The organism is Paenibacillus sp. J31R122 (genome assembly GCF_056269185.1).
On sequence record NZ_JBWDNM010000016.1, the window covers coordinates 131,533 to 151,073 of the forward strand.

Below are 19,541 nucleotides of genomic sequence, written 5' to 3' on the forward strand. Positions count from 1 at the left end.
TCTAACCCCCCGCCCTTGTTGCAAGTAATTGATCGAACAGAGCGCCGATACTATGTTGCACCGTATCCGTCAGTATGGATGGATAACAGCCCAGCAGTACGATAAACGCAAGCAGCACAATCATCGGCACCGCTTCAATAAGCCGCGCGTCCTTAAGCGCGGTAAACTTCTCAGGCTGCGGACCAAATGTTATTTTCAGCACACTTCTCAGCACGTAGACCGCCGTCAAAATAACACCAAGAACAGCCAACGCTGTCAGCCATCTCATCGATTCAAAAAGACCGAGCAGTGATAGAAATTCGCCTACAAAGCCTGACAAGCCCGGCAAACCAAGCGAAGCCAAGCCTGCGGTAAGCAAAATCCCGCTCATAAACGGCATGGACCGCGCCAAACCGCCTAACTCAGACAGCTCCGTCGTCCCAGTCCGCTCATATATACTGCTAACCACCAAAAATAACAAAGCAGATATTAGACCATGTGATACCAGCTGGAAAACCGCGCCCTGCAACCCAATCTCATTTAAAGCAGCTAACCCGACCAGCACAATTCCCATATGACTAATGGATGAATAAGCTAGCACAAGCTTGAACTCCTGCTGCCTGAAGGCAAGCAATGCTCCATACAAAATATTAATGACCCCAAGCGTGGCGAGCATAACCGCAAAGTCCTTCGCCTGCTCTGGAAATAACAGCACACCAAACCGCAGCAAGCCGTAAGCGCCCATTTTGAGCAGCACGCCTGAATGAATCATGACAATGGAGGGCGGCGCCTCCGTATGAACCTTGAGCATCCACGTATGGAACGGAAAGATAGGCAGCTTAATGCCAAAGGCAACGAGCAGCATAATGAATAAAACCCACTGCATCGTATCCGTCATATGAAAAGGGTTGATCATGCCAAGCTGCTCTGGAACCAAGTTCACCCAAGCATTCGGATCAAGCATATTCCTCGCAATATCCGTATAGCTGCCGCTATAAATAAACTGCACTTGATCCGAAGCTTGCTCAATACGGAAGCCTGCCGTATTTACAAGCATCACAAAAGCGATGAGCATAATGGCTGATCCGATTCCGTTGTAGATTAAAAACTGATTAGCAGCTCGCTCACGGTCAAAGTAACCCCAAATACCAATTAGGAAATACATCGCAATCAACGTGATTTCGAAGAAAACAAAAAATAAAAACAAGTCACGAGCGAGAAACACGCCAAGCATGCCAATCTCCAGCAATAGAAACCATGTAAAAAAAGATTTCCATCGTTTCTTCACATGTACGGCGGCCAGTGCAGCCATCGCGGTGACCAGCACCGTCAACAGCAACAGTGGAAGCGACAGACCATCTATACCAAGGGAGTATTGCAATGAAAATATAAAGGAAGATACATCATTCATAAAATCTTTGTTCAACGGGATCTGTGCCCAGCTCAACGTCTCATCGTAAACCGATCCATTTTGATGTTTGTCATAGTCTACAAACAGCCATAATGATAAAGCGAGCGGGATAAGTGTTGTTATAATAACCGTTGTTTTCATCCAGTTGCTCCGATGCTTTGGAAGAAGCAGCACAACGATCAGCCCAAGCAATGGCGATAATAAAATAAAAGATAAAATCGGAATGTCACTCAGGATGCTCATGACAAGAACCTCCTCAAGGCAATCGCTAGCACGATAACTACTAAACCAATAACTGCAGCAACACTATACGTTTGAACCTGGCCATTCTGTAGTCGGGCGGTTAGCTTCCCCGCCGAGCTCGCTGCTGTACCGGTAAAACGAACGATACCTCCGATAACATACTCTTCCATTACAAGGAGTACCGACCCAAGAGACTTTAATGGTCTAATGACTACGACAGTGTATATTTCGTCCACGTAATAGCCGCGCTCCAGCAGGCTAACCAGCCAACGCGATCTTCCAGCCTCACTGTTACTAGTAACGATTTCCTTCCCATATACAAGCCAACCAACATATATACCGAGCAACCCGACCGCTATCGAGGCGATAATGACAACTCCGCTGCTATGCGCGGCTTGTTGCTCTCCGGTCAGCCATGATCCGAACCAGCCGTTCCAGGGCGTCTCTATAAATCCGGCAACAGCAGCTAATACCGCAAGCACGATAAGCGGAATAGTCATTACAGCGGAAGACTCCTTCGCCGTTCTCGTTGCGGCCTGAGGCTTGCCCATAAACACAAGAATAAATAGTCGCGACATATACAGCGCCGTACAGAATGCTGCTGCGATCCCAACAACGAACAATAACGGATTCATCTCCAGCGCAGCCGTAAGAATAACATCCTTCGACCAGAAGCCCGAAAACGGAGGAATACCGGATAACGCCAATGCGCCTATAGCAAAGGTCCAGGCGGTTACGCGCATCTTCGAACCTAATCCGCCCATTTCATTGATGTTTTGTGTATGTACCGCATGAATGATGCTGCCTGCGCCTAGAAAGAGCAGCGCTTTAAAAAACGCATGGGTGAACAGGTGAAAAATACCGCCCGTCAACGAACCAAGCCCAAGCGCCATCATCATATAACCTAGCTGGCTGATCGTTGAATACGCCAAAATACGTTTTAAATCATTTTGAGCTAATGCAATAGTGGCTCCAAATATGGCTGTAAACCCGCCCACATATGCGACTGTTTCCATAGCGGCAGCCGAGTCTTGAAAAATATCATACGTCCGAGCAATGAGAAACACTCCTGCCGCTACCATCGTAGCCGCGTGAATAAGCGCACTGATCGGTGTAGGACCCTCCATCGCATCAGGCAGCCAGACATGTAGTGGAAATTGTCCGGACTTGCCGATAGCACCAAGGAAAATAAGCAAGGCGATCAAAGTTGTAATACCGGTCGTGATCGCTCCAGACTGCCCATCAAACACACTTTGAATCGTTGTAAAATCAAGCGCGTGATCGGGCATATACCAGAACAGCAGCATAATACCGATCAATAATCCGGCATCGCCGATTCGCGTAACGATAAACGCTTTTTTGGCGGCAGCTCGTGCCTTCGGCAGCGTATACCAAAACCCGATTAACAGAAACGAGCACACACCGACTAACTCCCAAAAAATATAGAGAGATAATAAATTATCAGAAAGCACGAGTCCCAGCATAGAAAATGTGAATAGAGCCACGTATCCATAGAAGACTGTAATTCGTTCGTCCTTCTTCATGTATCCGGCGGAATAAACATTAACAAGAAAGCTGACACAAGTTACGATCACCAGCATTAGCGATGTAAGCGGAGTAATCTCAAACCCAATACGCAGTGTGTAATCACCTATTTTAATCCAGTCAAAGGCGTAATTATAGTCGACGGAATTAACGCCAAGTCGGTCAATGAATATGAGCAAAGAATACACAAGAGCGGCTAATGAGCCAAGGGAGCCTATTATTACCCCGGCTCTGCGATAGCTGCGACCAAGCGCAAGCAATACGAGGAACGCTGCCAGCGGGAACAGCGGGATAAGCCAAGCCGCTTGAGAGTAAATTTCCATTTGCTGCGTTACCTCCTCATTTCATCAAATTCGTCAACTTTAACCGTTCCGCGCAAACGGAACAGCGCAATCAAAATGGCCACTCCGACTGCCGCCTCAGCTGCTGCAACGGTTATCGTAAACAAGGAAAAAATTTGTCCGGTCAACGAGGAGACAACGCCGTATTTTGAGAAAGCGATCAAATTCAAATTGACCGCGCCCAGCATGAGCTCAATCGACAGCAGGACGATAATCGCGTTGCGCTTTACTAGCGCGCCATAAAGTCCGATACAAAATAAAATTGCAGCCATTGTTAAATAAGATGGAAGCATCTCTTTAATCCGCCTCCTTCTTCGCAAGCACGATCGCACCGATAAAAGCGACCGTCAGCAGTATAGACAGCAGCTCGAACGGAATAACATATTCGGTGTACAGCAGTTCACCGATCGCCATCGTATTATCCTCGCCCGGCTGAAAGGGCAAAGGCTCGGGAAAGCTGGTCGTGCGGATGGCATAAAATAGAACGCCGAACAAACATACCGCACCAACTGCAGCAAGCGTCTCGTGCAGCGGCTTAGCTTTTTCTTGCTCACCCTGCTGGTGCTGTGTCATCATAATACCGAAGATCATTAGAATGGAAACAGCCCCTGCGTAGATTAGCACCTGTACGAAAGCAACGAATTCCGCTTCAAGCAGTATGAACATCCCCGCGAGCCCAAGAAAAACAGCTGCCATCGAAATTACCATGTGGACAACCTTCTCTAGGCTTATCATAAGTACCGCGCCGCCTATTATAATCGCCGAGAATACGAAGAACGCAACTAACTCGCCCGTAAAATCGATATTGAACAATTATTTGGCGCCTCCTTTGCCCGGCGCTCCGATATTGTTATTATCTTCGCGAACGAGCGTGTTGTTGTCTGTCAGCCACTCGGCATCCTTAAACAAATCATCACGGCTGAATGAAGCCAGCTCAAAATGATTGGTCATTACGATCGCTTCCGTTGGACAAACCTCCGTACACAGATCGCATAAAATACATATTTCAAAGTTAATATCGAAGGTATCGATAACCTTTACTTTTTTATCAGGATCCGGATTAGGTTTGCCTGTCAATGTAATGCAATCTGTCGGACAAATACGCGCGCATTGATTGCAAACGATACATAAGTCCGGTATAAAATGTTGAATACCGCGAAAACGATCCGGCATGACGAACGGTACGTCGGGATAGGAGGTCGTCACCTTTGGAGCCGTCATCGATTTGAGCGTAACACCCAGCCCTTGCAGCAATCCTTTCATTTCCTTCTCCCCCTCTATCTTTTGATAAACAGCTCAATATAGCCCGCCGTCAGAAATACGTTAAGCAATGAAAGCGGCAGCAGCACCTTCCAGCCGAGTCCCATCAGTTGGTCAACGCGGATTCGCGGCAATGTAGCCCGAATCCAAAATAAGAAGAACACGATAAACGCGAACTTGAGCAGAAACCAGATGATGCCCGGCACAAAATCAAGAAAAGGCGCCGGCGCGTGCCAGCCGCCCAGGAACAATACGGTTGTCAGCGCAGCAATTGCGTACACGTACACATATTCAGACAGCATGAAAAACGCGAATCGAAAGCCGCTGTATTCCACATGGTATCCCGCCACAAGCTCCGACTCTGCTTCAGGAAGGTCGAATGGCGTCCGGTTGAGCTCCGAGACAGCCGCAATAATAAAGATAATGAAGCCGATAATTTGGGGCAGGAAGTTCCAATCCCAAAACCAACCGCCATCCTGCGCCGCCACAATATCACGCAAATTCAAGCTTCCGCTAAGCAAGATAACGCCTACGACAGATATGACGAGCGGCACTTCATAGCTTATCATCTGCGCGGCTGAACGCATTCCGCCAATTAAAGCATACTTATTGTTAGAAGCCCAGCCGCTTAGTACGATAGCCAGCGTAGAAATTCCGGACAACGCCACATAATAGAGCAAACCGACGTTTAAGTCCGCGAAGTAGAGGTTCTGTGTATATGGCAGCACGGCCAATACAGAAAAAGCCGGAATGTATGCAAGTGCTGGAGCAAGTACGAACAGAAGTCGATCAGCTTTACGAGGTATGGTGTCTTCCTTGATTAATAGTTTAAAAATATCAGCTACCGTCTGCAAAAGACCGAGCGGCCCAACTCGATTAGGTCCGATACGAAGCTGCATCCAACCAATTACTTTTCTCTCAAAATAAATTGCGTAGGTCACGAAGCCAAGCACTATAAACAAAAAAACAACGGCCCACAGAAATAATATGAACGCATTGCCCCATGTAAGCGGCTCATTCAGCCAAGCTCCCATTAGCAATCGACCTCCCCGACAACAATATCGATGCCGCCTAAAATCGTAATGAGATTGGTCATAGATTCACCTACGAGCAGCTTCGGCAATATTTGCAAATTAACGAAGGAGGGCCTGCGAAACTTAAGCCTGTATGGTTCTGCCTTACCTTTGGAAACGATGTGACAGCCGATCTCGCCGCGTGGCGATTCAATACGCACGTATACCTCGCCGGCAGGCGGCCGAATAGCGCGCGGCACCTTGCCCATCGTTTCTCCGCCCTCCGGAAACTGCTGAAGCGCTTGCTTTAAAATACGCAGGCTCTGACGAATCTCCTCCAAACGGATCCGATAGCGATCGTGGCAATCGCCATTTTTCCCTAGTGGAACATCGAACTCAAACTGGCTATATAAGCTGTAAGGCTCCGCTTTGCGCAAATCCCAGTCCACACCCGTACATCTTAGATTAGCTCCGGATAATCCGTAGTTAATTGCGGTTTCCGCATCGTATTGTCCAACGCTTTTAATTCGCGCTAGGAAAATTTCGTTGCCGCTGACTAGCTTATCGTATTCGAGCAGCTTCTTCTCCATATAGGGTATAAAGTCTCGCACTTTATCCATCCAGCCGGGAGGAGCATCCCACTTCACGCCGCCGACACGCATATAATTGTAAGTCAGCCTTGCCCCGCTCAGCTCATTAAACAGATCGATTATTATTTCTCTATCTCGAAAGGCATATAAAAAAGGACTCATCGCTCCGATATCAAGCAGGTAAGTTCCCCACCAAACCAAATGACTCGCGATGCGCTGCAGCTCCATAACGATTAATCGTAAAAACTCCGCGCGTTGCGGCACTTCAAGACCCATCATCGTTTCTACGGCATGAACAAGCACATAATTGTTCGTCATTGCCGATACATAGTCCATCCGATCAGTATAAGGAATAATTTGCGTGAAATTTAAGTTTTCCGCTATTTTCTCGGTTCCCCGATGCAAATAACCCATGACAGGTGTTGCCTCGGTAATGACTTCTCCGTCGAGCTTAACGATAATACGAAATACACCGTGTGTGCTGGGATGCTGAGGACCAACGTTTAACAGTAATTCTTCTGTGCGAATCAAGGGCTGCTCACACCTCCGAGTCTAACGGTTCATAGTCTTTACGTAGCGGATGACCTACCCAGTCGTCCGGCATCATAATTCGGCGCAGGTCAGGATGTCCCGGAAAATCGATACCCAGCAAGTCGTAGATTTCACGCTCATTCCAATTCGCTGTCTCCCAGACCGGAGTCGCGGAATACACCGTCGCGGCATCCCGCTCTGTCTTTATCTTAACGGCGACCTCTCGCTTCGAATCGAGTGCCACCATATGATAGACAACCTCCATATGTGACTCATAATCAATCCCGGAAACATTACGCAAATAAGTGAACCGCAGCTCTTCATGCTCCTTCAACAATGCGGCTGCGCTGCGCCAATGCGCGTTGTTTATGACAAGCATCGGCATATGGCTGTTCAGCTCATTCAAATAAGCGTCCTCAACCGCATTCTCATCGACATGCCTCTTCAACAAAGCAACGATCTCATCCAGCTCCGCTTGCTTCGGAGATGGCGGCTTCGGCTCTTCCTGCACGACTTCAGCTGCTGCTGCGTCCGCCGCCGCTTTCTCCTTCGCTGCCGCACGGGCAGCTCTCGCTTCTGCCGCTGCCTTCAGCTTCGCCTCGCGCTCCGCGTCTACCGGAGGCACGTCGCCCAACTCCGCGGGTTTCACTTCGGCAGACTTCATCTCAGCATTCTCAAAGCCCGTAAGCGCTTTCCCTTGATCCTTATGCTCTTCACTCAACGGCCTGTCACCCGCTTCCCGGTCTTCGCCTCATAACGAATTTTCTCCTGCAGCTTATTAATTCCGTATATAAGCGCGGCGGGATTCGGAGGACAGCCAGGTATGTATACATCTACTGGCACGATTTGATCAACGCCCTTAATAACGGCGTAGGATTTAACATATGGACCGCCTGCCGTCGCGCAGGAGCCCATCGCAATCACCCATTTTGGCTCCGGCATTTGGTCGTACAGACGGCGCAGCAGCGGACCCATTTTCTTAGTCACAGTGCCCGCTACAATCATAACGTCAGATTGCCGCGGCGAAGTTCGAAACATGACGCCAAACCGGTCAAGATCGTAATGCGATGCTCCCGTTCCCATCATCTCAATTGCACAGCAGGCGAGTCCGAAGGTCATCGGCCATAGCGAGTTGCTTCTAGCCCACGCCTTTAATTGCTCCAGAGTACCCATGAATACATTACGTTCCAGCTCTTTACGCTCTTCCAATGAAATCGATTCTAAACTGAATTCCATTTCAGCACCTTCTTCTTCCATGCATATAGAAGTCCAATGAGCAGCATTCCCGCAAAAATAATCATTTCCACTAACACAAAAAGGCCGAGCTTATTATATGCGACGGCCCATGGATATAAGAATACGGTTTCGACATCAAAGATGACAAACATTAGAGCAAACAAGTAATAACGAATATTGAATCGGACCTGTCCTTCACCAATCGGTTCGTTACCGCTTTCATATGTCGTTTGCTTCGACTCACTCGGCTTGTTAGGTCTTAAGAGGCGGCCGACAGTCAATGCAACAACTGGCAGCAGTATACCGAGCATAATAAAAATAGCCACGACGACATAGTTATTGGCGTAGTTTTCCACACAATCGCCTCCGTCAATTCGTTTGGTTCGGATCATTGCCGCTTGGTCATTTTTTCCTCATAATTATAACAAATGCTTCCACACACGTCTATGATGGAGTTAAGGAGGCGACTCTTCCGTTAGGCAAGACGATCAAGCTAATACTAACCTCTCTTTTATCAAATAGATCAAAACATAAAAAAGCACCGTCAAATCCGATTCGGCTTTGACGGTGCTTGCATACTCTATTATTTGTGCCTTACATTCAGACGGTTCATTGCGCGTTGCAGAGCAAGCTCTGCGCGGCGGTAATCAACCTCATCCCGCTTAGCTGCTAGACGCTGGGTAGCGCGCTGTTTAGCGGCTTCCGCACGTTCGATGTTAATGTCAGTTGAAATTTCAGCGCTCTCGGCAAGAATTACAACCTTATCCTTGCGTACTTCGATGAAGCCTCCGTTAACGGCAATAACATCTATTTTACCATCGCGTTTAATCATTACTGGAGCAATACGAAGTGGAGTTACAAACGGAATGTGATTAGGCAATATGCCGAGTTCACCTTCAACACCTGTTACACTAACCATATTCGCAGTTTCAGCGTATACTTTGCGCTCTGGGGTCACTATTTCTACCAAAAAGGTACTCATGTGAATTCCTCCCGCCCTTCGCTACTATTTCAGCGTTTTGGCTTTCTCGACGGCTTCTTCAATCACACCAACGTAACGGAAAGCTTCTTCCGGAAGGTCGTCATGCTTGCCTTCGAGAATTTCTTTGAAGCTGCGAACGGATTCTTTAACAGGAACATATTTACCTTTAGTACCTGTGAACGGTTCAGCAACGTGGAACGGTTGAGATAGGAAGAGTTGAATTCTACGTGCGCGAGACACGGTCAATTTATCTTCTTCGCTAAGCTCATCGATACCAAGAATTGCGATGATATCTTGAAGCTCTTTATATTTTTGAAGAATCTTCTTAACGCCTTGAGCAACATTGTAATGCTCTTCGCCTACAACATCAGGGCTAAGGATACGTGAAGAAGAAGCTAGTGGATCAACGGCTGGGAAAATACCCATCTCGGAAATTTTACGCTCCAAGTTAGTTGTTGCATCCAAGTGGGCAAATGTCGTTGCAGGAGCTGGATCCGTGTAATCATCGGCAGGTACATAGATCGCTTGGATCGATGTAACCGAACCTTTTTTCGTGGATGTGATACGCTCTTGCAATTGACCCATTTCAGTTGCCAGCGTTGGCTGGTAACCTACCGCGGATGGCATACGGCCAAGAAGGGCCGAAACCTCAGAACCTGCTTGTGTGAAGCGGAAGATGTTATCTACGAATAGTAGAACGTCTTTGCCCTCTTCATCACGGAAATATTCAGCCATTGTCAGACCCGTCAAAGCAACACGTTGACGCGCGCCTGGAGGCTCGTTCATTTGTCCGAATACCATCGCAGTTTTGCTAAGTACGCCGGAATCCTTCATCTCGTGATACAAGTCATTACCCTCACGAGTACGCTCGCCTACACCAGCGAAAACGGAAATACCGCCGTGCTCTTGCGCGATGTTGTTGATCAATTCTTGAATCGTTACCGTTTTACCTACACCCGCGCCGCCGAAAAGACCAATTTTACCGCCTTTTGCATATGGTGCGAGTAGATCGATTACTTTGATACCTGTTTCAAGAATTTCGGATTGTGTAGACAATTCGTCAAATGCAGGTGCTTGACGGTGAATCGGAAGGTTAACCTTCGATGTTACATCGCCTGCTTCGTCGATTGGTTGGCCAAGTACGTTAAATACGCGGCCGAGCGTTGGAGCTCCAACCGGAATCGTAATGGCTGCGCCAGTATCAACAGCTTCCATACCGCGTACGAGACCGTCTGTTGTGCTCATAGCTACAGCACGAACTTTATTGTCGCCGAGGTGAACGGCTACTTCAAGCGTTAAGTTAATGTCAACGCCGCCTGCTTCGCCCTTTTGCTCGATTTTGACTGCGTTCAAAATTTCCGGCAGGTTGCCGCTTTCGAACTCTAAGTCAACGACCGGACCCATGACGGATACAACGTGTCCTTTTTTCATGGTTTTCCCTCCTGGTTCCTTCTGGTTACTGCTTGCTGATCAGCTTATTGAAAGCTGAACACAATTGCAGTGTATATAGTAAATTACGATTGTGCGTTTGCTCCTGCAACGATCTCGGAAATTTCCTGTGTAATCGCCGCTTGACGAGCTCGGTTGTAAGTGAGTGTCAGTTGGTTGATTAGCTTCGTCGCATTTTTTGTTGCGCTACCCATAGCAGTCATACGAGCGCCGAACTCACTAGCTTTACCGTCTAGAACTGCGCTGTAAATTAACGTTTCCGCATATTTAGGCAGCAATACCTCTAGAACGCCTTCTGGTGATGGCTCGTATTCATACGACGTAACAGCCGCGTTGCCGCCTACTTCTTCAAGTGGAAGCAAGCGAATCTCTGTCGGAACTTGAGTAATCGCATTTACGAATTCATTGAAGTACAAGTAAAGCTCATCATAAGCGCCTTCAGCGAACATCGTAACCGCGGAATACGCAACCGTCTTAATATCAGCAAATGACGGGTTATCTGGCAAGCCAGTCACTTCTTCGACGATTGGCATGTTACGGCGGCGGAAATAATCCCGGCCCTTCCGTCCGATAACGAATAGCACGTAATCATCGGTTGATTTATGCTTTTCACGAATGGTTTGCGTTACTTTACGAAGAATATTCGCATTATAGCCGCCTGCAAGACCACGATCCGAAGTGATAACGAGATAGCCCGTTTTCTTAATCGGACGCGATTCCAGCATCGGATGCTTCACATCCTTCGTGCCGGCTGCAATGCTTGCTACAACTTCCTTCATCTTCTCAGCGTATGGTCGTGCTGATTGTGCCGCTTCCTGCGCTCTTCTTAAGCGGGAAGCTGCGACCATCTCCATCGCTTTAGTGATCTGCTTCGTATTTTGTTTGCTTTTAATTTCGCGTTTAATATCGCGCATGCCTTTTGCCATTTGGTTTCACCCGCCTTTGTTGCTTTGAAGCGGGTTGCAAGGCTCATGCCCCGAAGGCATTGCCCACAACCGCGCCCAAAGCCTGGTGTTGGTAGGAGTAAGCGGTACACGCCCGATCAGGATGAACGGGCGTAGGACCGTTGTTCAAATCTTATAATTTCAAAGTTTTACCTTAGTATGACACTTCTATATCACGAAACATACGATGCGCCGCCATAAGGCGGCGACAGCAGTTTACGCTTGATTAAGCGGATACGGCAAAGCTTTTCTTGAATTTATTGATAGCTTCAACGAGAGCTTTCTCGTTATCAGCAACAAGATCCTTCGTATCGCGGATCGATTTGCCGATTTCAGGGCTGTTCGAATCCAAGTACGCATGGAACTCTTTCTCGAAGCGAAGAATATCGGATACTGGAATGTCATCCAAGTGTCCTTTAACCGCGGAGTAGATCGAGATTACTTGCTTCTCAACCGGCATCGGCTGGTTAACACCTTGCTTCAAGATTTCCATCGTGCGAGCACCGCGGTTAAGGCGAGCAAGCGTTGATTTATCTAGATCGGAACCGAACTGCGAGAACGCTTGAAGCTCGCGGTAAGCCGCAAGGTCAAGACGGAGCGTACCGGCAACCTTTTTCATTGCTTTGATTTGAGCAGATCCACCAACACGTGATACCGAAATACCAACGTTAACAGCTGGACGTTGACCGGAGTAGAACAAATCAGCCTCAAGGAAGATTTGACCGTCCGTAATCGAAATTACGTTAGTAGGAATGTATGCTGATACGTCAGAAGCTTGAGTCTCAATGAAAGGCAGTGCAGTCATAGAACCGCCGCCTCTTGCATCGCTAAGCTTCGCAGCGCGTTCAAGCAAACGGGAGTGAAGATAGAATACGTCACCTGGATATGCTTCCCGACCCGGTGGACGGCGAAGCAGCAAGGACAATTCACGGTAAGCGGCAGCTTGCTTGGACAAGTCATCATAGATAACAAGTACGTGCTCGCCTTTGTACATGAAGTACTCGCCCATTGTGCAGCCCGCGTAAGGAGCCAAGAATAGCAATGGAGCTGGCTCAGATGCGCCCGCTGTTACGACAATTGTGTATTCAAGAGCGCCGTGGCGACGAAGTGTTTCAACAACGTTCGCAACAGTCGATTGTTTTTGACCTACAGCAACGTAAATACATTTAACGCCGTTGCCTTTTTGGTTGATAATTGTATCGATAGCAATTGCAGTTTTACCTGTCTGACGGTCACCGATAACTAGCTCACGTTGACCGCGGCCAACCGGAACCATTGCATCGATTGCTTTAAGACCTGTTTGCATCGGTTCATGAACCGATTTACGGTCGATAACGCCTGGTGCCGGGGATTCAATCGCACGGAATTGAGTTGTGTTGATTGGTCCTTTTCCGTCAAGCGGTTGACCTAGCGGGTTAACAACGCGTCCTAGAAGCTCTTCGCCTACTGGAACTTCCATGATGCGGCCCGTACGTTTAACTTGATCGCCTTCACGGATGTCAGTGAACGGTCCAAGGATAACGACACCGACGTTGCTTTCTTCAAGGTTCAATGCCATACCGACTACGCCGTTAGAAAATTCCAACAGCTCGCCTTGCATCGCATTTTCCAAGCCGTGAACGCGGGCGATACCGTCACCGACGTTGATTACGGTGCCGACGTCTACGACTTGAATTTCTGATTTATATTGTTCGATCTGTTGTTTAATCAGCGTGCTGATTTCATCAGGTCTGATACTCAATTCGTTCACCCCTATCTACAGTGCTTTAGATTTTAAACGTTTTTTGTAAACGATCCAGCTTGCCTGACAAGCTTCCGTCATATAGACGGTCGCCGATGCGTACTTGTACGCCGCCGAGCAAAGCAGGCTCAACAATTTGTTCAGCCAAAATTTTCTTACCCGTTACCTGTCCGAATTGAGCCGCAACCTGCGCTAGTTCTTCCTCTGAAAGAGACTTAGCGGTGTATACCGTTGCTTGGGCTTGTCCGAGCGCATCGCCCGAAATCTTCGTGTAAGCCGCATATACATCAGCAATTACATCTTGACGTCTACGGGAAATGAGCAGTTCAAGCGTATTAAGCACTAGTGCAGAGATTTGGTCGCCGAAAGCTGCTTTAAGCACGGCGATTTTCTTTTCCGGAGCAATACTTGGCAAGGAAAGAAACTGTTGAATCTCTTGATCCCGATCAAGCGTTTGAACGATCAGCTTAAGCTGGTCCCCTACCGTAGAAACGACCTGCTGCTGTGCAGCAAGCTCGAACAATGCTTTTGCGTAGCGCTTCGCTACGACTGTATCGCGGCTCATTTGCTTCCAACTTCTTTCAGGTATTGATCAACGATCTGCACTTGAGATTTCTCATCAACTTGCTTCTCAATAATTTTCGATGCAATTTTCACAGAAATGCCGCCCACTTCAGTACGTAGAGCTGCAATTGCTTTGTTTTTCTCGCTTTCGATATCTTTGAGAGCATCGTCTTTAAGACGAGTAGCTTCCGATTTCGCAGTTTGTACAATATCGTCCGCTTGCTTCGAGCTTGTCGTTCTTGCTTGCTCAATAATTTCGTATGCTTCTTTGCGCGCTTGTTGAAGCGCTGCTTTCTGCTCTTCCATTTGTTGCTCAGCTACTTTACGACTTGATTCAGCCGTGTTCATCTGTTCAAGGATAAGCTGTCTACGCTTTTCCATAACGCCGAATAACGGACCGAATGCATATTTGCTAAGCAGCCAATACAAGATACCGAACGCAAGCATCGCGTATACTGTCGATTCCCAATTAAAGCTCATAGGTGCAACTCCTTTCTTAACACAATATTATCGTAATCATAACGAAGGCGAAGAGGGCTAGGCCTTCCCCGCCAATAGCTGTTATTAGGCTTGGAAGAAAGCCAAGAAACCGATAACTACGCCGATGATAGGCACAACTTCGACGATACCTACACCGATAAACATTGTTGTTTGAAGCTTACCTTGAAGTTCAGGTTGACGAGCGATACCTTCAACTGTTTTGCTGACGATCATACCGTTACCTACACCTGCGCCTACTGCTCCCAAACCTACTGCCAATGCTGCTGCTAATAATTCCATTTGAAAATCCTCCTCGATAATCTGTTATTTGTTTGTATAGCCAACCTCGGGATCACTATGCAATCCGAGGCATAAAGCGGTATTTAATGTTCTTCTTCGTGAATAGCTGCTTGCGAGATGTATACCATCGTAAGGATGGTAAACAAGAAAGCTTGAATACCGCCAACGAAAAGACTGAATCCCTGCCAAGCGATAAGAAACGGCGTACCAATCCAACCTAACATTAAAATTGTTGCGATAAGAACCTCACCTGCGAAAATATTCGCGAATAACCGAAGTGCAAGTGTTAGCGGTTTCGAGATCGTCTCAATTACGTTAACTGGGAAGAAAATCGGATACGGTTTGAAATAATGCTTCAAGTAATGCTTCGTATTAAGTTTTAGCCCTAGGAAATGGACAATGACGAATACGATAAGCGCGAGCCCGGCAGTAACCGATAGATCTGCAGTTGGAGATTTCCAAAACGCGATCTCGACATGTTCTTTCTCAGCAAACATTGCTTCCGTAATGCCAATGTTTTCGTAAGGATGATGTGCTTCCATCACGATACCAAAAGGCAAGCCGAGCAAGTTGGAGATGAAAATGAACATAATAAGTGTCAACCCAAGAGTCAAGAAAGGTTTCACCCTATTAACCGGCATGGTACTTGAAATAAAGTTGTGAACGAAATCAACGACCCACTCCAAGAAGTTCTGAAGCTTAGACGGGTTGTCCACCGACAGGTTACGGACTGCCAACTTGGCGAGAACAAACGTGATGATGACAGAAACCGTGATAGCGATAAAACTTGAAATGTCGATATCTAGCGGCCCTAGCTGCCATATGGGAAATTCATGCATGTAAAAATTTCACCCCTTTCCGCTAAGATTGTCGTTTGTTGTGAAAATATGCTGCTACCAAAAGAATAAACGGCATGACCATACAGCCAGCTAAAGCAGCCGGCATATTAAGATCCTCCGGAAAACGATAGGCGATCATGGCAACCAGCAACACTGTCGCGATACGGTTTCCAAGACCTAAGCCCCTCTTACGCGGTCCAACTCCTGCTGCCCCTAGGGTGACCATTTCCACTCGACGTCTCAGTAAAAACGCATTCATGGAACTTGCAGCCAGTCCCAAAAGTAAGCCGAGAGACACAGTACGCCAGTCCGGAAGGAGGGCCCATACTATAAGGCATACCGCCATCGCATAAACAAGCGATCGTACTGCTGTCTTCATTATTTTATCCATCGGCTTCCTCCATAACCTTCTTAACAAGCAGAATGGCTGAGAGTAGACCGACAGCCAGACCGACCAGTATGCCACCGATCGTCCATCCCTTGTCGGTGTCTAAGCGGCCATCAAGGAAAGATCCGATCCAATAGCCTAAAAAGATACATACAGCGACTTGTACTCCGAGTGCTCCGACGAGACCGGCGGCGAACAACGGATCATCCCTTCTGCTCTTTTTACTCATAGGTTCATACCCCTGTCAATCCTCATTTATTTTATCGAAGCGGCGCCACTTTTGTCAATTGATATCACTACAAATATTTACTGAACAGATCAACCAAAACCCTTGATGCATAAGGTTTTGTGAACCTCGAAAACCGTACAGTACTACTGTATGCTGTACATTCTCTGTACATCTGATTTAATCAGGCCAATCTATGAACGTTGTGTGAACGAATCCGGTCGGTCGCTCAGTCTGCCAAAATGATGCAAAATTGCGTCCACTATGCGCTCAGACGCCCTTCCATCACCATAAGGGTTTGCAGCTTGACTCATTCGGCCATATAGCTGCGAGTCGTTTAATAACGCGCGCGCTCGACTGTATATTTGCTCCTCATCTGTACCAACGAGCTCCAACGTCCCAGCATCAATTCCTTCAGGACGCTCGGTCGTATCACGCAGTACCAGCGTAGGTACGCCGAAGGATGGCGCCTCCTCTTGCAAGCCGCCAGAATCCGTCATGATCATGTAGGCATGCGGGTAGAAGTTATGAAATTCAAATACATCGAGCGGTTCGATTAAACGAATGCGCGGATGATTTCCAAGAATCTCAGTCGCAGGCTCTCTAACTGCAGGATTCGGGTGTACCGCGTATACTACCACGACATCCTCATGCTCATCTACAATCCGCTTGACTGCTTTGAAAATGTTGCGATGAGGCTCGCCCAGTGACTCGCGACGATGCGCTGTCATCAAAATCATCCGCTTGCCCTTCGCCCAATCAATCTCAGGATGCGAGAACGATTCATCAACCGTGTACTGGAATACGTCCGCAGCCGTATTTCCTGTCACATAGATGGTAGCATCCGACTTATTCTCTTTGCGCAAGTTGTTCGCCGACCAGTCTGTCGGGGCAAAATGCACGTCCGACAGTACGCCGGCAAGCTGCCGATTCATTTCTTCCGGATAGGGAGATAGCTTATTCCATGTACGAAGCCCTGCTTCGACATGACCAACCTTAATTTGCTTTAGAAAGGCCGCGTAGCTGGCAAGAAAGGTCGTCTGAGTATCGCCATGCACAAGAACGATATCGGGCTTTGCTTGCGCCAGTACCGGATCCAATCCTTCTAATACCCGAACCGTCGTCTCTGTTAATGTTTGACGATCCTTCATCACATTCAAATCAAAGTTTGGATGGATTTCAAAAAAATCTAGAACTTGGTCCAGCATTTTCCGGTGCTGCGCTGTCACGCAGACGATTGATTCGATTTCATCCTCGCGCTTCTGCAGTTCCAGCACAAGCGGAGCCATTTTAACCGCTTCAGGACGCGTTCCGAAAATTGTCATTACCTTTAGTTTAGACAAAACATTCCACTCCTATTATCAGATAAACCAAATCAGAATACATATACTCAGCAAGATGCTAATTGGTTCCAAACATACGGTCGCCCGCATCGCCCAATCCAGGTACGATATACCCTCTCTCATCCAAGCGTTCGTCCAATGCCGCGATATAAATATCTACATCCGGGTGCGCTTCCTGTACGGCCTTCACGCCTTCTGGAGCAGCGATAAGACACATGAGTTTAATCTGATCGCAGTTATGTTTTTTGAGCGATGAAATCGCCGCAATAGCCGAGCCTCCCGTTGCCAGCATCGGGTCGATGACAATCAGCAAACGATTGGGAGCATCTGTCGGCAAATTAATATAATATTCGACAGGCTGGAGTGTAACATGGTCGCGAGCAAGCCCGATATGACCTACCTTCGCGGAAGGTATAAGCTTTAATATGCCATCTACCATACCAAGTCCAGCTCGTAAAATCGGAACGAGTCCGAGCATTCTGCCGGAAACAACCTTCGAGTCAGTCTCAGCGACCGGCGTTTGCACTTTAATTGTGTCAAGCGGTATTTCTCTTGTAAGTTCGTAAGACATTAGTGTAGCGACTTCATCAACCAATTCCCGAAAATCTTTGGTATTCGTTTCTTTATTCCGAATATAAGTCAGCTTATGCTGGATTAACGGATGGTCGCAAATGAATAATTTGCTCATGGAGCGGTATTCCTCCCGTGTATAGTTGTATTGGACTTAAACACAATCCCGTATATTATAACATTGTAGCCAACCCTCTGCATCTTGAGTTTTACCTACGCAACAAAATGGCTCGCTCCTCCTCTTAAAGAAGGCGCAAGCCATAATACCCAAAAAATTACAAGAGACATTACTTATAGACATAGTGATGAGACAACAGGCATAGTAACACTCTTAGCTGCTGCAGCCGCCTCCGCCGCATGAGGAACCGCATGATGAGCCTCCGCTATCTCCTCCGCCTGAAGAATCACTGCCTGAATGGCCGTCATCCCCTCCTGAATCATTTCTTCCGTCGCCTATAAAGCCGCTGCATCCATAGGTCGAGCCTCCGCTATCATTCGCTTTGCGCTGCTCCTCTGTTTGCACTTGATCCATTTGCTTCACAAAATCATTTGAATCAGATAGAGAATGATAAATCAGCAAGCCCGACAGCATACCGGTAGCACCGACAGCAGGCTCATAGCCGAAGCTTCGTTTTGTCCGGATATTGCCGCCATATGAAGCCCCGCTCTCCTTAGTAGCAAGCAGCTGTGATTGAGCACGATCAATCAGATAGTCTGCCGTATTGCTTAAGTCTGCATATCGCGCGGTTGTTTTGGCATTAAACCATTGCTCGCGTATTTCAGCCTCGTTCCAATCAGCGAGAGCCGCAAGCCTATGCTGCGGCATCTTAGTCCGATAGAACGCTCCCCATATCCTGCCGCTGGCAGGAGCCTGAGTGAACAACTCTCCGTATGCCCAATCGAACCACGCCCGCTCTCCTTGCTCCGGTTGAACGCCTGGCGCGTGAGGCGCGTGGTGTATCATTTCACCGCAGAAGCTGGAGCAGAACTGCTCATACTCTCTGGTGAACATGAGCATCTCATGCCACACTGCATCCGCTTGAGAACTATACATCGGCACACCGCGTAATATACCACACATCAGAAAATAACGCTTCAGCTCAAACCAAGTCCAATCCCATTCCTTATCGGTGATTCGCGGATACTCCTTCAACACACGATCTTTTACTCGACTCTCAAAGTCTAGCCCAAGCGCGGCTTCCAGCCTCTCAGCCGCTGCGCGAGCGGGATGATCGTAAGGAACACCTAACGCAGCGGGAGGCTCAGCTTTCGGCCACGGAGCGAACGCGCTCGTTTTTCCAATGGAGCTCCTACCACGACTGCCCTTACGGTTAGCGCTTCGGTTAGATTTTCTCGAATTAACAGCAGCAGTTACGACTATGACAACAAAAAAAGCAATCAACAATACCGGTAAATATTGGATCATAAAATCCTCCTTAAAATCACTGTCATAGTCACATATTACCACGATTGCAGAAAGCAATCGTACTAAATATTAACAGTTGCTTAAGAATTCGGCACAAAATGAGAGAATAGGAGAATCACAATAGCTGCTAATTGTAACAT

General features: G+C 47.6%; 23 protein-coding genes. All 23 read right to left on the minus strand.

What is annotated here, in order from left to right; all coding sequences use genetic code 11:
- Position 1: 1 nt before the first annotated feature.
- Entirely contained in the window at positions 2-1,633 is a 1,632-nt protein-coding gene (locus AC0YN7_RS23865) for a complex I subunit 4 family protein (protein ID WP_475812536.1), read from the minus strand.
- The gene (nuoL, locus tag AC0YN7_RS23870) at positions 1,630-3,501 is read right to left on the minus strand and encodes an NADH-quinone oxidoreductase subunit L (RefSeq protein ID WP_475812537.1); all 1,872 of its coding nucleotides are present in this window, start codon (positions 3,499-3,501) and stop codon (positions 1,630-1,632) included. Before nuoL ends, AC0YN7_RS23865 begins: the two co-directional genes overlap by 4 nt.
- Positions 3,502-3,509: 8 nt before the next feature.
- The gene (gene nuoK / locus AC0YN7_RS23875; protein ID WP_475812538.1) at positions 3,510-3,812 is read right to left on the minus strand and encodes an NADH-quinone oxidoreductase subunit NuoK; all 303 of its coding nucleotides are present in this window, start codon (positions 3,810-3,812) and stop codon (positions 3,510-3,512) included.
- Positions 3,813-3,816: 4 nt separating this feature from the next.
- Positions 3,817-4,332 carry an NADH-quinone oxidoreductase subunit J gene (locus AC0YN7_RS23880; RefSeq protein WP_475812539.1) on the minus strand — a complete coding sequence of 172 codons (516 nt, stop codon included), beginning with the start codon at positions 4,330-4,332 and terminating at the stop codon, positions 3,817-3,819.
- Positions 4,333-4,782, minus strand: a complete 450-nt coding sequence (gene nuoI, locus AC0YN7_RS23885; RefSeq protein ID WP_475812540.1) for an NADH-quinone oxidoreductase subunit NuoI — start codon at positions 4,780-4,782, stop codon at positions 4,333-4,335. It abuts the gene before it with no gap.
- 14 nt (positions 4,783-4,796) lie between these two features.
- Complete coding sequence (gene nuoH, locus AC0YN7_RS23890; RefSeq protein WP_475812541.1) at positions 4,797-5,813, minus strand: NADH-quinone oxidoreductase subunit NuoH; 1,017 nt, start codon at positions 5,811-5,813, stop codon at positions 4,797-4,799.
- Entirely contained in the window at positions 5,813-6,913 is a 1,101-nt protein-coding gene (locus AC0YN7_RS23895; RefSeq protein ID WP_475812542.1) for an NADH-quinone oxidoreductase subunit D, read from the minus strand. The genes nuoH and AC0YN7_RS23895 overlap by 1 nt, the downstream gene beginning before the upstream one ends.
- 7 nt (positions 6,914-6,920) lie before the next feature.
- Positions 6,921-7,634: an NADH-quinone oxidoreductase subunit C gene (locus tag AC0YN7_RS23900; RefSeq protein WP_475812543.1), complete on the minus strand. Its 714-nt coding sequence runs from the start codon at positions 7,632-7,634 to the stop codon at positions 6,921-6,923.
- Positions 7,631-8,149 carry a NuoB/complex I 20 kDa subunit family protein gene (locus AC0YN7_RS23905; protein WP_475812544.1) on the minus strand — a complete coding sequence of 173 codons (519 nt, stop codon included), beginning with the start codon at positions 8,147-8,149 and terminating at the stop codon, positions 7,631-7,633. The genes AC0YN7_RS23900 and AC0YN7_RS23905 overlap by 4 nt, the downstream gene beginning before the upstream one ends.
- A complete protein-coding gene (locus tag AC0YN7_RS23910; protein ID WP_475812545.1) occupies positions 8,134-8,541 on the minus strand; it encodes an NADH-quinone oxidoreductase subunit A in 408 nt (135 codons plus the stop codon). The genes AC0YN7_RS23905 and AC0YN7_RS23910 overlap by 16 nt, the downstream gene beginning before the upstream one ends.
- A 191-nt stretch (positions 8,542-8,732) precedes the next feature.
- Positions 8,733-9,131, minus strand: coding sequence for a F0F1 ATP synthase subunit epsilon (locus AC0YN7_RS23915; protein ID WP_475812546.1), 399 nt, complete (start codon positions 9,129-9,131; stop codon positions 8,733-8,735).
- A 24-nt stretch (positions 9,132-9,155) separates the two neighbouring features.
- The gene (gene atpD / locus AC0YN7_RS23920) at positions 9,156-10,562 is read right to left on the minus strand and encodes a F0F1 ATP synthase subunit beta (RefSeq protein WP_475812547.1); all 1,407 of its coding nucleotides are present in this window, start codon (positions 10,560-10,562) and stop codon (positions 9,156-9,158) included.
- An 83-nt stretch (positions 10,563-10,645) separates the two neighbouring features.
- Complete coding sequence (atpG, locus tag AC0YN7_RS23925; RefSeq protein WP_475812548.1) at positions 10,646-11,506, minus strand: ATP synthase F1 subunit gamma; 861 nt, start codon at positions 11,504-11,506, stop codon at positions 10,646-10,648.
- Positions 11,507-11,750: 244 nt separating this feature from the next.
- On the minus strand, positions 11,751-13,265 hold the full coding sequence (gene atpA, locus AC0YN7_RS23930; RefSeq protein WP_475812549.1) for a F0F1 ATP synthase subunit alpha: 1,515 nt from the start codon (positions 13,263-13,265) through the stop codon (positions 11,751-11,753).
- Positions 13,266-13,290: 25 nt separating this feature from the next.
- A complete protein-coding gene (locus AC0YN7_RS23935; RefSeq protein WP_475812550.1) occupies positions 13,291-13,830 on the minus strand; it encodes a F0F1 ATP synthase subunit delta in 540 nt (179 codons plus the stop codon).
- Positions 13,827-14,309, minus strand: a complete 483-nt coding sequence (gene atpF, locus AC0YN7_RS23940) for a F0F1 ATP synthase subunit B (protein ID WP_475812551.1) — start codon at positions 14,307-14,309, stop codon at positions 13,827-13,829. The genes AC0YN7_RS23935 and atpF overlap by 4 nt, the downstream gene beginning before the upstream one ends.
- A gap of 84 nt (positions 14,310-14,393) precedes the next feature.
- Positions 14,394-14,609 carry a F0F1 ATP synthase subunit C gene (gene atpE / locus AC0YN7_RS23945; protein ID WP_053373757.1) on the minus strand — a complete coding sequence of 72 codons (216 nt, stop codon included), beginning with the start codon at positions 14,607-14,609 and terminating at the stop codon, positions 14,394-14,396.
- An 83-nt stretch (positions 14,610-14,692) separates the two neighbouring features.
- A complete protein-coding gene (gene atpB, locus AC0YN7_RS23950; protein ID WP_475812552.1) occupies positions 14,693-15,448 on the minus strand; it encodes a F0F1 ATP synthase subunit A in 756 nt (251 codons plus the stop codon).
- 22 nt (positions 15,449-15,470) lie between these two features.
- The gene (locus AC0YN7_RS23955; protein WP_475812553.1) at positions 15,471-15,839 is read right to left on the minus strand and encodes an ATP synthase subunit I; all 369 of its coding nucleotides are present in this window, start codon (positions 15,837-15,839) and stop codon (positions 15,471-15,473) included.
- Complete coding sequence (locus tag AC0YN7_RS23960) at positions 15,832-16,065, minus strand: AtpZ/AtpI family protein (RefSeq protein ID WP_475812554.1); 234 nt, start codon at positions 16,063-16,065, stop codon at positions 15,832-15,834. Before AC0YN7_RS23960 ends, AC0YN7_RS23955 begins: the two co-directional genes overlap by 8 nt.
- A gap of 191 nt (positions 16,066-16,256) precedes the next feature.
- On the minus strand, positions 16,257-17,405 hold the full coding sequence (wecB, locus tag AC0YN7_RS23965) for a non-hydrolyzing UDP-N-acetylglucosamine 2-epimerase (RefSeq protein WP_475812555.1): 1,149 nt from the start codon (positions 17,403-17,405) through the stop codon (positions 16,257-16,259).
- Positions 17,406-17,463: 58 nt separating this feature from the next.
- Positions 17,464-18,093, minus strand: coding sequence for a uracil phosphoribosyltransferase (upp, locus tag AC0YN7_RS23970; RefSeq protein WP_475812556.1), 630 nt, complete (start codon positions 18,091-18,093; stop codon positions 17,464-17,466).
- A gap of 213 nt (positions 18,094-18,306) precedes the next feature.
- A complete protein-coding gene (locus AC0YN7_RS23975; protein ID WP_475812557.1) occupies positions 18,307-19,401 on the minus strand; it encodes a glycine-rich domain-containing protein in 1,095 nt (364 codons plus the stop codon).
- Between the last annotated feature and the right edge of the window lie 140 nt (positions 19,402-19,541).